The organism is Burkholderia sp. LMU1-1-1.1 (assembly GCF_040675865.1).
Taxonomy (GTDB): Bacteria; Pseudomonadota; Gammaproteobacteria; order Burkholderiales; family Burkholderiaceae_D; genus Rugamonas.
In genome coordinates, this window is sequence record NZ_JBEGHG010000045.1 from 350,683 (window position 1) to 363,525 (window position 12,843).

The following is a 12,843-nucleotide window of genomic DNA, read 5'->3' on the forward strand; positions in this document are numbered from 1 at the left end:
ACGATTGCGGCGGTCACGGCCGTCGCCTTGAGTGGATGCGGCAGCACGCCGATACCACCCATGGCACCCATTATAAGCGCAACCCCGCCGCCGCCCGCCCCACCTCCACCGCTGCCGAAGCCGCCACCCGAGCCGACGCCGCCGGCGGCCGAAACCTTCGCCATCGACCTGCCGGGCGGCGCCGCGCCCGGTGCCACCGGCAACCGCGCCGCCGGCGACCAGCCGGAGGGCCGCGTGGCCGACGAGCGCGCGCTGCCGTCCAACGCCCCGATCAACATGGCGCTGCTGCTGCCGCTGCGCTCCGAAACCCTGGGCGCGGCCGCCGAATCGTTGCGCGCCGGCTTCATGGCCGCCTGGGAGCGCGACCGCGACAACATCACCGTCACCGTCATCGAAACCACCGACGTGCCGCAGGACATCCTGTCGACCTACGCCAGCGCGGCCGAGCGCGAGGACATCATCGTCGGTCCGCTGGCGCGCTCGGCCGTGGCGGCGATCGCGTCCAGCCCGTTGGTGAGCAAGCCGACCATCGCGCTGAACTATCCGGAGGGCTACGGCAGCGCCGGCGCCGCGCCGCTGCCGCCGAAGATGCTGGCCATGGGCCTGTCAATCGAGGAGGAGGCGCGCCAGGCCGCGCAGTGGGCCGCCGCCGAGCATCCCGGCGCCAGCGCGATGATATTGACCACCAGCTCGTCGTGGCAGCGCCGCATCGCCGCCGCCTTCGCCGGCCAGTGGCAGCGCATCGGCCAGCCGGTGCGCATGGTCGAGCTCAACGCGCCCAACGGCTACCTCAGCGATCCGGACTTGGTGCAGCTGCGCGCGCGCCTGGCGCAAGACCCGCCCGGCCTGCTGTTCTCGGCGATGGGCGCCGACCAGACCCGCCAGCTGCGCGGCGCACTGAGCGCCCCGGTGACGACCGAGCCGACCAACCCGACCATCAGCACCGCCGACGCCATGCCGGCCCAGCCGCCGGTGCCGCTGAGCTCGTTCAGCGCGCTGCCGGTCTACGGCACCTCGGCGCTCAATCCGGGCGCGACCATGGCCTTCGCCGGCCCCGAGCTCGACGGCGTGCGACTGCTGGACCTGCCATGGCAGGTGCAACGCGACCATCCGGCCGTGATGGTTTATCCGCATCCGGTGCAGGCGGGCACGGCCGACATGGAACGCCTGTACGCGCTGGGCATCGACGCCTACCGCGTGGCCCGCGAAATCAGCCGCCATCCGGTCGGCCGCTTCCACATCGACGGCGTCACCGGCCGCCTGACGGTCGACTTCGGCCAGGGCACGTCCAGCTTCGAGCGCGTCGAACAGCCGGCCATCTACAAAAACGGCGTGCCGCAGGCCGTCGCCCGATGAGATCGCCATGTCGCCGCCACGGCAGCGCGCCAGCGGTCAACCCACCGAACAGCAGCGGCTGGGCCGGCTGGGCGAGGACCGGGCGCTCGACCACCTGACCGGCCAGGGCCTGACCCTGGTCGAGCGCAACTTCCTGTGCAAGGTCGGCGAAATCGACCTGATCATGCAGGAGCGAGGCGGCCTGGTGTTCGTCGAAGTGCGGCGCCGCGCGGCGGCCGGCTTCGGCGGCGCGGCCGCCAGCGTCACCCCGGCCAAGCGCCGGCGCCTGATCAACGCCGCCCAGTATTACCTGCTGCGCTACCCGCATCCGCCCCCGTGCCGCTTCGATCTGGTTGCTATCGATGATGAAACATTGTCATGGATGCAAAATGTTCTGGAGTTGTAAGCATTTTTAACACAGCTTGTCCGACTCGTTAAGGGACTGCACTATAATCAGCACACTATGAATAATCAACGCATCCTGGCGCACTTCCACGAAAGTGCCGAAATCAAAATCCAATCCGCCACCGTCCTCGCCCCGCACCTGGCGCAGGCGATCGAACTGATGTTCTCGGCGCTGTCCAACGGCAACAAGATCCTGGTGTGCGGCAACGGCGGTTCGGCCGCCGACGCCCAGCACTTCGCGGCCGAGTTGGTGGGACGCTTCGAGCGCGAACGCTTCCCGCTGCCGGCGATGGCCCTGACCACCGACACCTCGATCCTGACGGCGGTGGCCAACGACTACAGCTACCGCGAGATCTTCTCCAAGCAGGTGCAGGCGTTCGGCCAGGCCGGCGACATCCTGCTGGCGTTCTCGACGTCGGGCAACTCGGCCAACGTGATGGCGGCGATCGAAGCGGCGCTGGAACGCGAAATGCGCGTGGTGGCGATGACCGGCAAGGGCGGCGGCGCCATCGGCAAGATGCTGACCGACGCCGACGTGCACATCTGCGTGCCGGCCGACCGTACCGCCCGTATCCAGGAAGTCCATCTGGTATCCATACATTGCATTTGCGACGGCATCGACGTCGCGCTATTCGGAGGAGATGTGAATGACTAACCCAGGTGCTATCTGGAACAAGATCCAGCGCCCGCTGGCCCTGAGCGTGCTGTGCGCGGCGATGATGACCTCGTTGACCGGCTGCATCGCGCTGGTCGCCGGCGGCGCCATCTCCGGCACACTGGCCGCGTCTGACCGCCGCACCTTCGGCGCCCAGACCGAGGACACCACGATCCAGATCAAGGCCGCCAACAAATTGCGCAACATCGTCGGCGACGCCGGCCACACCAACGTCAACAGCTTCAACCGCCGCGTGCTGCTGACCGGCGAAGTGCGCGACGAGGCGATGAAGGCGGCCGCCGAGCGCGAAGTGCGCAGCGTCGAAGGCGTGATCTCGGTCACCAACGAGCTGGAAATCGCCGGTCCGTCGAGCTACACCTCGCGCTCCAACGACACGCTGATCACCACCAAGGTCAAGGCCAGCCTGGTCGACGCCAAGGATATCTCGGCCAACTCCTACCAGGTCACCACCGAGCGCGGCACGGTCTACCTGCAGGGCCGCGTGACCCAGCGCGAAGGCCAGATCGGCGCCGACATCGCCCGTGGCGTGAGCGGCGTGAACAAGGTGGTCAAGGTGTTCGAGTACATCTCCGAGGACGAGTACAAGCAATACCAGGCGACGCCGGCCCCGGCGGCGGCGCCGGCCAACGCCGACAACGGTGGCGCCACCACCCACTCGGTGCAGTAACGCGCCTGTAAAAAAACGGCTCGCGGGCGTCGTCGGGGATACCGGTCTATAATGGCCACAACCTCTTCGGCGCCCGACTCCATCATGCAAGATACGCTCACTTCCGCTGCCACCTCCTCCAATTCGTCGTCGCGCGGCTGGATCAAGCCGGTGCTGGCGGCCGTGGTGATCGCCGCCATCGGCTTTGGCGGCTATGTCTCGCTGAACAAGCGCCCGGTCGCGCCGGACGTTACCTTCGTCACCATCAAGGGCGAGAAGCTCCCCGCCGACGCCTTGCGCGGCAAAGTCTACATGGTCAATTTCTGGGCGACGTCGTGCACCACCTGCGTGGCCGAAATGCCCCAAATGGTCGAGACCTACAACAAGTTCAAACCGCAGGGCATGGAATTCGTCGCCGTGGCGATGAGCTACGATCCCGCCAACTATGTCATCAATTACGCCGAAACGCGCCAGCTGCCTTTTAAAGTGGCATTGGACACGGACGGCTCGGCCGCCAAGGCCTACGGCGACGTCTCCATGACGCCGACCACCTTCGTCGTCGGCAAGGACGGCAAAATCCTCAAGCGCTATCTGGGCAAGCCGGATTTTGACGAACTGCACAAGCTGCTGGCCACGTCGCTCAAGAGCTAACAGCCATCACGCCGCCGGCGCTGGCACAGCGCTTGCATGCTCCATGACCATCCCAACCCAAGGAGTCGTCATGGACCGCCAGCAAGTCACGCAAAAAATCCTGTCCGTCAAAGTCGCCCGTAAAATGCTGTGGGGCGACATCGCCAAAGAGATCGGCCAGAGCAAGGAATGGACGACCGCCGCGCTGCTCGGCCAGATGACGTTCAACCGCCAGCAGGCCGACACGGCGCAGCGGCTGTTCGACCTGACCGACGAGGAGGCGGCGTGGCTGCAGATCGTGCCGTACAAAGGCTCGCTGCCGTCGGCGGTGCCGACCGATCCGCTGATCTACCGCTGGTACGAGATCGTCAGCGTGTACGGCACCACCATCAAGGAATTGATCCACGAGGAATTCGGCGACGGCATCATGAGCGCGATCGATTTTTCGATGGACATCCAGCGCGAGGAAGATCCGAAGGGCGACCGGGTGCAGGTGGTCCTGAGCGGTAAATTCCTGCCCTACAAATCCTACTGATCAGAACCCGGCCTGTACCGACAGGTAAACGCCGTGCTGTTTTTTGGGATTGAAAACGGTGATGTCCCCCAGCTCCGTGTAGGCCGCCGTCAGTGAAAAATTCTTGGTCGGGAACCAGGCCACGAAGGCGTCGTAGTACGCCTTCTCGTCATCGACGGTGAGGTTATGCGGCTTGCGCCGGTACTCGGCGCCCACCGCCAGCTTGCGCGTGACCAGATACGCGGCCGAGAATTCCGGCATCAACCGCCGGCTGTCGCGCAGGTCGCCGCCAAATCCCAGCAAACCCATTTGATTGGCGTTCGTGGACCGCAAGGTGGCGTTCAGCAGCAAGCTTTGCTCGAACAGGATCTTGGTGGCGGCGACATAGTAGTCGTAGCCATGATCGTCCTTCGCGCCCAGCTGCGTCACCCTGGTCACGCCCAGCGCGCCCAGGCCACCGATGCCCTTGTTCTTCTTGTACATCGCGCCGACGGCGATCTGCGGCACCCAGCTATCCTGTTCGTAGACGGCGTCGCCGGCGACTTTCACTTTCAAGCCGACGATATCCTGCTTGATCTCCAACCGGTCGAGCGGCGCGAGGCTTCCCTTGAATTCCTGGTTGGCCAGCGAGATCTCGACCCGGTCCGCGATCCCCATCGCCACGCCGTAGCTGGTCAACTTGTAGTCCTGCGTTTTGAGGTAGGTGTAGTGCGCGTTCGCGCCCCAGCTATCGCGCGTGCCGTAGCCGGAGATCAGCGCCCATGGCACGATGCCGCCGCCGCCGGCGCCTTCGACCTGGCTGACGCCACCGGTCGCGAGGAACTTGCCCATGTCCGGCATCGCCTGCGCGGCCGCGCCGCCGCAAGCCAAAGCAGCTGCCATCGCGGCGAGGATGTTTCTCAGGGGATGGTTGTTCACTGCGTGGCTCCCGGCCGGATCATTTGGTCACGATGGCGCGCTGCATCGGCGCCAGCTTGGCTATCAGCTTGTTCGCCACGCTATTGGGCACGTTGTTGCGCTCCATGGCGATCTGCAAATCCTCGGTCAACGCGTTGAACATCGCGTTGGTGACCTTCAAATCCTGGTGCACGGTCGCCATGTCACGCTCGGTGCCGACGCCGTCCATCGTCTTGTCGCGGTATTTGCCGGTGTACTTGCAAGGGCCGCCGGCGAACTCGCAGAACTGCTCCTGCAATCGCACATTGAGCTGCTCCATGTCGAAGTCGGCGAAGCTGTCCTTGATGCGCGGATCGGCCAGCAGCAACGGAATGAAAGTGTCGACGATCTTCTTGATGCCTTCCTTGCCGCCCAAGCCCTGATACACCTTGTCGTCGGTGTACGGTGTTTGCGCGAAGGCCAGCGAGGAGGCCAGCAGCAGCCCCAGGCCAATGCCGGCCATCTTCGTGAATCGACTCATTTCATATCCTTGTGCGAGGGCTTCGTCCCCGCACAATTTATCAGCTATTTGGGGAACAAAACCATCTGTGTGCAACGGAACAACGCTATCGTTTTACCAGTGGCCTGGCTGGTCACCACCGCGTCCCACACCTGCGTGGTACGGCCCAGATGGACCGCCTTCGCGGTCGCGACGACCACGCCGTCGCGCGCGGTGCCGAGATGGTTCGACTTCAATTCGATGGTAGTGAAGTTCTGCGCGCCTTCCGGCAGATGCGCGAAACAGGCGTAGCCGCAAGCGGTATCGGCCAGCGTGACCACGCTGCCGGCATGCAGGAAACCGTTCGGCGCCAGGTGCTTGGCCGCGACCTCGAACTGCGCCACCAACTCGCCTTCGCGCACCGCCGTGATGACGATGCCGAGGTGGGACGGCAGCGTCTCCTGGCCGAACTGGTTGAAGTACTCGGGCGTGAATTTTTGAGCGTCCATGAATGTCTTTCGCGAGTGAGGGCTATGCCCGACACTCACGATGATACCAACTTACATCACGCGTACCCAAGCGCCTTTGTACAGGATAGGACCGGTGGGCCCGTTCGGATTCGGCGAGCCGCCTTTCGGCTCCAGGGTCACCGCCAGCAGCGCGACGTCGTCGCCGATGGCTTTGCTGGTCAGCGCCAGCTTGACCTCGCCGCGCTCGGCCAGAAGGCCGAGCGAACGCGGATTGCCCTGCTTCGGCACGGCCCACAGCTCGAGCGATTTATCCGCCGGCACCGGCGCGTTGCCCACCATGCGCACCGTCAGCGCCTTGCGGCCGGTGTCGCCGGTCAGCACCAGCGCGGTCTGCGACTTCTCGTCGGTCAGCGTGGCGACGTAGTCGAGCGACGGCGCGTCCAAGGTGCGCGTGGTGATGACCACCACCAGCAAGGCCGCCAACGCCGTCGACACCACGCCCAGCGAGCGCCAGAACGTGACCGACTCGTTGCGCCAGAATTGCCAGGCCGAGTGCGCGCGCTTCAGGTTCAGGCGCCGTTCGATGTTGGTCCACACCTGGCGGCGCGGCGCCTTCGGGGTCGAGAACTCGGCCAGCGGCGTCAATCGGTCCGCCCACTCCTGCGTGGTGCGGCGCAGCGCCGCGTCGTTGTGCATATAGCCTTCGAAGCGGCGGCGCGCGCCGCCCTTGAGGGTGCCGAGCACGTATTCGGCGGCCAGCTTCTCGCGCAGCGGTCCGTTGTCGCGGATGTTCATGGTTGCTCCCGCTTCGACAGACAGGTCTTCAGGCGTTCCAGGCTGCGGCGTATCCAGGTCTTGACGGTGCCGATCGGCAGCGCCATCTGCGCCGCCACCTCGCTATGCGACAGGTCGTGGAAGAACGCCAGGCCGATCACCTGGCGGTGCAGCCCTTCCAGCGCGGACATGCAGTAGGCCAGTGCCTTGGCGTCGCTGCTCATCTGAAGTGCCTCGATCGGCGTGGCGCCCGGGTCCCGTAGTGCATTGATAACCTCGCTGTCAAACTGCTCCCCATCGATTTCGGTGGTCACATCGCTGCGGCGCAAGAGATCGAAAGCCTTGTTGCGCACGATGGTGGTCATCCACGTCATCGGTGCGGCCAAATGGCTTTGATAGCTGCCGGCGTTGTTCCAGATCGCCACGAAACTCTCTTGCAAGACCTCTTCGGCCAGTTCGCGCTTGTTCAATATACGCAGCGCGAAGCCGAACAGTTTCGATGAAGTGGCGTCATAGAGGGAACGGAAGGCGGCGTCATCGCGGTTGGCGGCGCCTTGCAGCCACGCGCGCAACTGCTGGGGATCGAGTGTATGGACGTCGGACACAGCCCGCCTTGAAAGTGAATGCGTTGATGGAAACCCTGTCGAGCGTGTGAAAAATACCATACTCCCGCACCCGCGCGAACAAAAATTAGCGGGTCAAATAATTGAATCCGAACCGCTTACCACTCCGTACAACTTCCTAACTTAGAAAAATTTACCACTCGGGGCGGGAGACGCGATGGGGATCAAACGCAACATGGCGACGGTGCTGGCAATGGCAGCCGCACAGGGGTCTGGTGGCATGGGACTGGCCGCCGAGGACGCCGAAGTGGCCGGTGCGGCGGCCATGACCCGGGTGACGGTGTTGGCCCACTACGACAACGCGGTCGGCACTTCGGACGCCGCCAGCCAGGGCACGGTGACCTCCAACCTGATCGCCAGCCGCGCCGCGCTGCGCACCGGCGAGCTGCTGGAATTCGTGCCCGGCATGATCGTCACGCAGCACAGCGGCGACGGCAAGGCCAACCAGTACTTCCTGCGCGGCTTCAATCTGGATCACGGCACCGACTTCGCCACCTATGTCGACGCGATGCCGGTCAACATGCGCAGCAACGCCCACGGCCAGGGCTACTCCGACCTCAACTTTCTGATCCCCGAGCTGGTGCAGCGCATCGATTACAAGAAGGGCAGCTACTTCGCCGACGAGGGCGATTTCTCGTCCGCCGGCGCGGCCCATATCCGCTTGTCGGACCGGCTGCCCGAAGGCATCGCCAGCCTGACCATGGGACGCTATGGCTACCGCCGCGCGTTGCTGGCCGACTCGATGGCGGCCGCCGACGGCACCTTGCTGTATGGCATCGATCTGGGCCGCAATGACGGTCCGTGGCAAACCCCGGAACAGGTGCGAAAATACAACGCCGTGCTGCGCTACAGCCATGGCGACGCGCAAAACGGCTACAGCGTCACCGCGATGGCCTACCGCAACCGCTGGAACGCCACCGACCAGGTGCCGCAACGCGCCGCGCGCGACGGCCTGATCGACCGTTTCGGCAGCCTCGACGCCAGCGACGGCGGCGAGACCGCCCGCGCCAGCCTGTCTTGGGACATGCACCGGCGCGTCGACGGCCGCATCACCGAGGCCTCGGCCTATCTGGTGCGCTCCAGCCTGGATCTGTACAGCAACTTCACTTACCTGCTGGCCGATCCGGTCGACGGCGACCAGTTCCAGCAGAGCGAGCGCCGCACCATGGGCGGCTTCAACGCCAGCCAGACCTGGCTCGACAAGATCGCCGGCATCGACGTGCGCAACAAGGTCGGCGTGCAGACCCGCTACGACCATGTGTCGCCGATCGGCCTGTACGCCACGCGCGAACGCGAGCGTTTGAGCACCGTGCGCGAGGACAGGATCAAGGAGGCCAGCGCCGGCCTTTATTTGGAAAACACCAGCTACTGGCTGCCGGAATTCCGCACCATCGCCGGCTTGCGCTACGACGCCTACCGCTTCGATGTAAATGGCGCCAGCGCCAGCGCGAACAAGGCATCGCCCAAGCTGTCGCTGATCTTCGGACCGTGGGCCGGCACCGAATACTTTATCAACTACGGCGCCGGCTTCCACAGCAACGACGCCCGTGGCGTACTCGCGCCGGACCGCGCCACGCCACTGGTGGGCACGCGCGGCGCGGAGCTGGGCGTGCGCAGCGAATTGATACGCGGCCTGCAAAGCTCCTTGTCCCTGTGGACCCTGGATATCGACTCCGAACTGGTCTACGTCGGCGACAGCGGCGACACCGAGGCGAGCCGCCCCAGCCGCCGCAGCGGCATCGAATGGAGCAACCACTACATCGCCGCGCCATGGCTGCTGTTTGATTTGGACCTGTCGACCTCGCGCGCCCGTTACCGGCGCGACGGCCCGGCCGGCAACCGCGTGCCCGGCTCGCTCAACAAAGTGGCCTCGTTCGGCGTGACGGTCAAGGACCTGGGGCGCTGGTTCGGCGGCATGGAGCTGCGCTACTTCGGACCGCGCCCGCTCATCGAAGACAACAGCGTGCGCTCGGCGTCGACGGCGCTGGCCTACGGCCGCATCGGCTACCAGATTAACAAGCGCACCAAACTCACCCTGGACGGCTTCAACCTGTTCAACCGCCGCGCCAGCGACATCGACTACTACTACGCCTCGCGCCTGCCCGGCGAGCCGGCCGAAGGCGTCGACGACGTCCACTCGCATCCGGTCGAGCCGCGCACCTGGCGCGTGACGCTGTCGCACAGCTTCTGACGCACGACTTCTCAAAGTATTTTAAAAAAATCTTATCGAATCTGAATCTGGCGTCATCGGCCCCGCGTATATGACCGTGCAGTCCAATCAGATCAACCAGTTGGGGAGAATCGAGAATGCAAATCATCTTTAAACAAGCGTTGCGCGTTGCCGTGCTAGGCACGCTGGCGGGCGCCATCGCACCGGCGGCCATGGCATCCAGCCACCGCGAAGCACCGTTCGTCACGCAAAGTCCCAAAGTCGACGCCACCGACTTCTACATGTTCCGCAGCTACGAGAGCGGCCGATCCAACTTCATCACCCTGATCGCCGACTACGTGCCGCTGCAGGACGCCTACGGCGGTCCGAACTACTTCGCCATGGACCCGAACGCGCTGTACGAGATCCATATCGATAACAACGGCGACGCCAAGGAAGACCTGACGTTCCAGTTCCGCTTCACCAACACCAACAAGGACACCAAACTGTCCGTCGGCGGCAAGGATGTCTCGATTCCATTGGTGATCAACGGCGGCGCCATCGCCGGCGTCAACGCCCCCGGCGCCAACGTGCGCGAGACCTACACCGTCAACGTCGTGCGCGGCGACCGCCGCACCGGCACCAAGGCTGCCGTGACCAACGTCGCCGGCGGCGCCGTCTTCGACAAGCCGCTCGATAACATCGGCAACAAGTCGATCCCCAACTACGCCGCGTACGCCGCCGCCCACGTCTACAACGTCAACATCCCGGGCTGCGGCACGCCGGCGCGCCTGTTCGTCGGCCAGCGCAAGGACCCGTTCGTCGTCAACCTGGGCGAGACCTTCGACCTGGTCAACATCAAGGCGCCGGCCACCGAGTTTTCCGCCGGCGCCGAGAAGGGCGCCAAGGACGACCTGGCGGCCAAGAACGTGACCGCGATCGAACTGGAAGTGGCGGCATCGTGCCTGACCGCGTCGGCCGGCGCCGACCCGGTGATCGGCGGCTGGACCACCGCCAGCCTGCGCCAGGGACGCCTGTTGAACCCAACGCCGAATTCCAGTTCGCCGTCGAAAGAGGGCGGCGCCTGGACCCAGGTATCGCGTCTGGGCGCGCCGCTGGTCAATGAAGTCGTCATCGGCCTCAAAGACAAGGACACCTTCAACGCCAGCAAGCCTGGCGGCGACGGCCAGTTCGCCACCTACGTCACCAATCCAACCCTGCCCGCGCTGATCGAAATCCTGTACGGCAGCGCCGGCGCCAAGGCGCCGACCAATTTCCCGCGCAACGACTTGGTGGCGGCCTTCCTCACCGGCGTGAAAGGATTGAACCAGCCGACGACCGTCACCGCGTCTGAAATGCTGCGCCTGAACACGTCGACGCCAGCCGTCGCCGCCGGCGCGCAGAAGCGTCTTGGCGTCATCGACGGTGACAACGCCGGCTTCCCGAACGGCCGCCGTCCGGGCGACGACGTGGTCGACATCGCGCTGCGCGTGGTGATGGGCAAACTGTGCACCCTGAACCTGGGCTGCGCACCGGCCGACGCACCGGCCGGCGGCCTGCACTTCACCGACGGCGCCTACCTGGACGACAGCTTCTTCAACGCCTCGTTCCCGTACCTGAAAACGCCGATCGCCGGTTCGCCGCAGATGTAAGGGGGACGACATGAGATCCCTCAAGTATCTAAGCCTGATATGCGTGCTCGCGCTGAGCGCCTGCGGCGGCGGCAGCGACCACATCGCCTCCACGCCACCGCCGACGACAACGCCACCGGTGGTCACGCCGCCGGTCAGTATGGTGGACAGCTTCTTCGCCGCCGTGATGTCGCTCATCGGCGATGGCAGCGAAACGACCACCGAGCCGTCGGCGACCGATCCTGTCGCCGTCACCACGCCGGATGACACAGAACCGGCGACCGTGAAGTAAGCAAGCAGTGACAAGGGCGGATGCCGCATGGTCCGCCCTTTCCACCGTTTAGAGGTCACCATGAAAACAAGAATACTCATCGCACTGGCGCTGTGGGCCGCTGTCGCACAGGCCGCCCCCTACATTCCGTCCAGCGGCAAACAAGTGATCGAAACGCTGCCGCGCCGTGGCGATCCGGTGCGGCAGCAGTTGCGCAGCCTGCGCGCGGAGCTGAACGCGAAGCCGACCGACATCGCGCTGGCCACCAACGTCGCGCAGCGCTACATCGCGCTGGGCCGCAGCGAAACCGATCCGCGCTATCTGGGCTACGCGCAGGCCGCGCTGGCACCATGGTGGGCGCAGGCCGCGCCGCCGCCGCAGGTGCGCCTGCTGCGCGCGACCCTGCTTCAAAGTACCCATCAATTCGGTCCCGCGCTGGCGGACCTGAAAGGCGTGCTGGCGACAGAACCGAACAACGCGCAGGCATGGCTAACCCAAGCGACCGTGCAAACGGTGCAGGGCGACTACGCCGGCACCACCGCCAGCTGCGCGCACTTGTCGAACCTGTCGATAGAACTGCTCACCGTCACCTGCATCGCCAATGTGGGCACGGTCACGGGCCGCTCGGTCAAAAGCGAACAGCTGCTGGACCTCACGTTGGAACGCAGCGCCAACGCGCCGGAGGAACTGCGCGAGTGGGCGTTGACCTTGCTGGCCGAGATGGCGCAGCGTCGCGGCGACGCCGGCGTGGCCGAAGCGCGCTACAAGCGCGCGCTGGCCATGGCGCCGAACGATAGCTACCTGCTGGGCGCTTACGCCGACTTCCTGCTGGAGCAAAAACGGCCTGACGAGGTGCTGACGCTGTTGCGCGACCAATCGCGGATCGATGCGCTGCTGCTGCGGCGCGCGCTGGCGTTGCAGCAACAAGGCGGCCAGGAGAAAGCACTGGCTGCGGACATCAAGGAACTGGCCGCCCGCTTCAACGCCGCCGCGCTGCGTGGCGACACGGTGCACCAGCGCGAGCAAGCGCGGTTTGAACTGATGCTGCGCCGCGATGCAACTACCGCACTGGCGCTGGCGAAGAAAAACTGGGCGGTGCAAAAAGAGCCGGCCGACATACGCATCTACCTGGAAGCGGCGGTAGCGGCACGCGACGCTGTGGCGGCCAAGCCGGTCATCGACTGGGTAACGCAGCACAAAATCGAGGACGTCGCCGCGCAGCGCCTGATACGCCAACTAACCAACGGAACCACGTAGGGCGGATTAGCGAAGCGTAATCGGCCATGCATGCGCCGTCGACGGCTAAACGATGGCCGATTACGGCGTTCCGCCTAATCCGCCCTA

Annotated in this window: 15 protein-coding genes; 10 read left to right on the forward strand and 5 right to left on the reverse strand. The window is 65.1% G+C overall.

The features are described from left to right. The first annotated feature begins 60 nt into the window (after positions 1–60). The 6 genes from MRBLMU1_RS24975 to cynS all read left to right on the forward strand — a co-directional run bounded on the left by MRBLMU1_RS24975 (position 61) and on the right by cynS (position 4,227). On the forward strand, positions 61–1,356 hold the full coding sequence (locus MRBLMU1_RS24975; RefSeq protein ID WP_363507336.1) for a penicillin-binding protein activator: 1,296 nt from the start codon (positions 61–63) through the stop codon (positions 1,354–1,356). Between the two features lie 7 nt (positions 1,357–1,363). Beyond that, positions 1,364–1,741: a YraN family protein gene (locus MRBLMU1_RS24980; RefSeq protein WP_363507340.1), complete on the forward strand. Its 378-nt coding sequence runs from the start codon at positions 1,364–1,366 to the stop codon at positions 1,739–1,741. A gap of 57 nt (positions 1,742–1,798) precedes the next feature. Further along, a complete protein-coding gene (locus MRBLMU1_RS24985) occupies positions 1,799–2,395 on the forward strand; it encodes a phosphoheptose isomerase (protein ID WP_315215861.1) in 597 nt (198 codons plus the stop codon). Next, positions 2,388–3,083 (forward strand): BON domain-containing protein, encoded by a 696-nt coding sequence (locus tag MRBLMU1_RS24990; RefSeq protein ID WP_363507344.1) that lies wholly within the window; start codon positions 2,388–2,390, stop codon positions 3,081–3,083. Before MRBLMU1_RS24985 ends, MRBLMU1_RS24990 begins: the two co-directional genes overlap by 8 nt. Before the next feature lie 84 nt (positions 3,084–3,167). Next, positions 3,168–3,713, forward strand: coding sequence for a TlpA disulfide reductase family protein (locus tag MRBLMU1_RS24995; protein ID WP_363507347.1), 546 nt, complete (start codon positions 3,168–3,170; stop codon positions 3,711–3,713). Between the two features lie 70 nt (positions 3,714–3,783). After that, complete coding sequence (gene cynS / locus MRBLMU1_RS25000; protein WP_363507350.1) at positions 3,784–4,227, forward strand: cyanase; 444 nt, start codon at positions 3,784–3,786, stop codon at positions 4,225–4,227. Here the strand turns inward: cynS and MRBLMU1_RS25005 are convergent, their stop codons facing one another. The 5 genes from MRBLMU1_RS25005 to MRBLMU1_RS25025 are packed head-to-tail and all read right to left on the reverse strand — an operon-like array spanning position 4,228 to position 7,430. Further along, positions 4,228–5,088: a DUF3034 family protein gene (locus MRBLMU1_RS25005; protein WP_363507620.1), complete on the reverse strand. Its 861-nt coding sequence runs from the start codon at positions 5,086–5,088 to the stop codon at positions 4,228–4,230. A 55-nt stretch (positions 5,089–5,143) separates the two neighbouring features. Then, on the reverse strand, positions 5,144–5,623 hold the full coding sequence (locus MRBLMU1_RS25010) for a group I truncated hemoglobin (protein WP_363507353.1): 480 nt from the start codon (positions 5,621–5,623) through the stop codon (positions 5,144–5,146). 44 nt (positions 5,624–5,667) lie between these two features. Further along, positions 5,668–6,090 (reverse strand): PaaI family thioesterase, encoded by a 423-nt coding sequence (locus MRBLMU1_RS25015; RefSeq protein WP_363507356.1) that lies wholly within the window; start codon positions 6,088–6,090, stop codon positions 5,668–5,670. Between the two features lie 51 nt (positions 6,091–6,141). Next, positions 6,142–6,846 (reverse strand): anti-sigma factor, encoded by a 705-nt coding sequence (locus tag MRBLMU1_RS25020; RefSeq protein WP_363507358.1) that lies wholly within the window; start codon positions 6,844–6,846, stop codon positions 6,142–6,144. Then, positions 6,843–7,430 (reverse strand): sigma-70 family RNA polymerase sigma factor, encoded by a 588-nt coding sequence (locus MRBLMU1_RS25025; protein ID WP_363507361.1) that lies wholly within the window; start codon positions 7,428–7,430, stop codon positions 6,843–6,845. Before MRBLMU1_RS25025 ends, MRBLMU1_RS25020 begins: the two co-directional genes overlap by 4 nt. Positions 7,431–7,605: 175 nt before the next feature. Here MRBLMU1_RS25025 and MRBLMU1_RS25030 point away from each other — a divergent pair, with 175 nt between their 5' ends. The 4 genes from MRBLMU1_RS25030 (at position 7,606) to MRBLMU1_RS25045 (ending at position 12,756) form a co-directional block, all read left to right on the forward strand. Continuing rightward, positions 7,606–9,639 (forward strand): TonB-dependent receptor, encoded by a 2,034-nt coding sequence (locus tag MRBLMU1_RS25030; protein ID WP_363507364.1) that lies wholly within the window; start codon positions 7,606–7,608, stop codon positions 9,637–9,639. A 116-nt stretch (positions 9,640–9,755) separates the two neighbouring features. Continuing rightward, positions 9,756–11,249: a DUF4331 domain-containing protein gene (locus MRBLMU1_RS25035; protein WP_363507367.1), complete on the forward strand. Its 1,494-nt coding sequence runs from the start codon at positions 9,756–9,758 to the stop codon at positions 11,247–11,249. A 10-nt stretch (positions 11,250–11,259) separates the two neighbouring features. After that, on the forward strand, positions 11,260–11,520 hold the full coding sequence (locus MRBLMU1_RS25040; RefSeq protein ID WP_363507370.1) for a hypothetical protein: 261 nt from the start codon (positions 11,260–11,262) through the stop codon (positions 11,518–11,520). A 60-nt stretch (positions 11,521–11,580) separates the two neighbouring features. Then, a complete protein-coding gene (locus tag MRBLMU1_RS25045; RefSeq protein WP_363507373.1) occupies positions 11,581–12,756 on the forward strand; it encodes a hypothetical protein in 1,176 nt (391 codons plus the stop codon). Positions 12,757–12,843 lie beyond the last annotated feature (87 nt).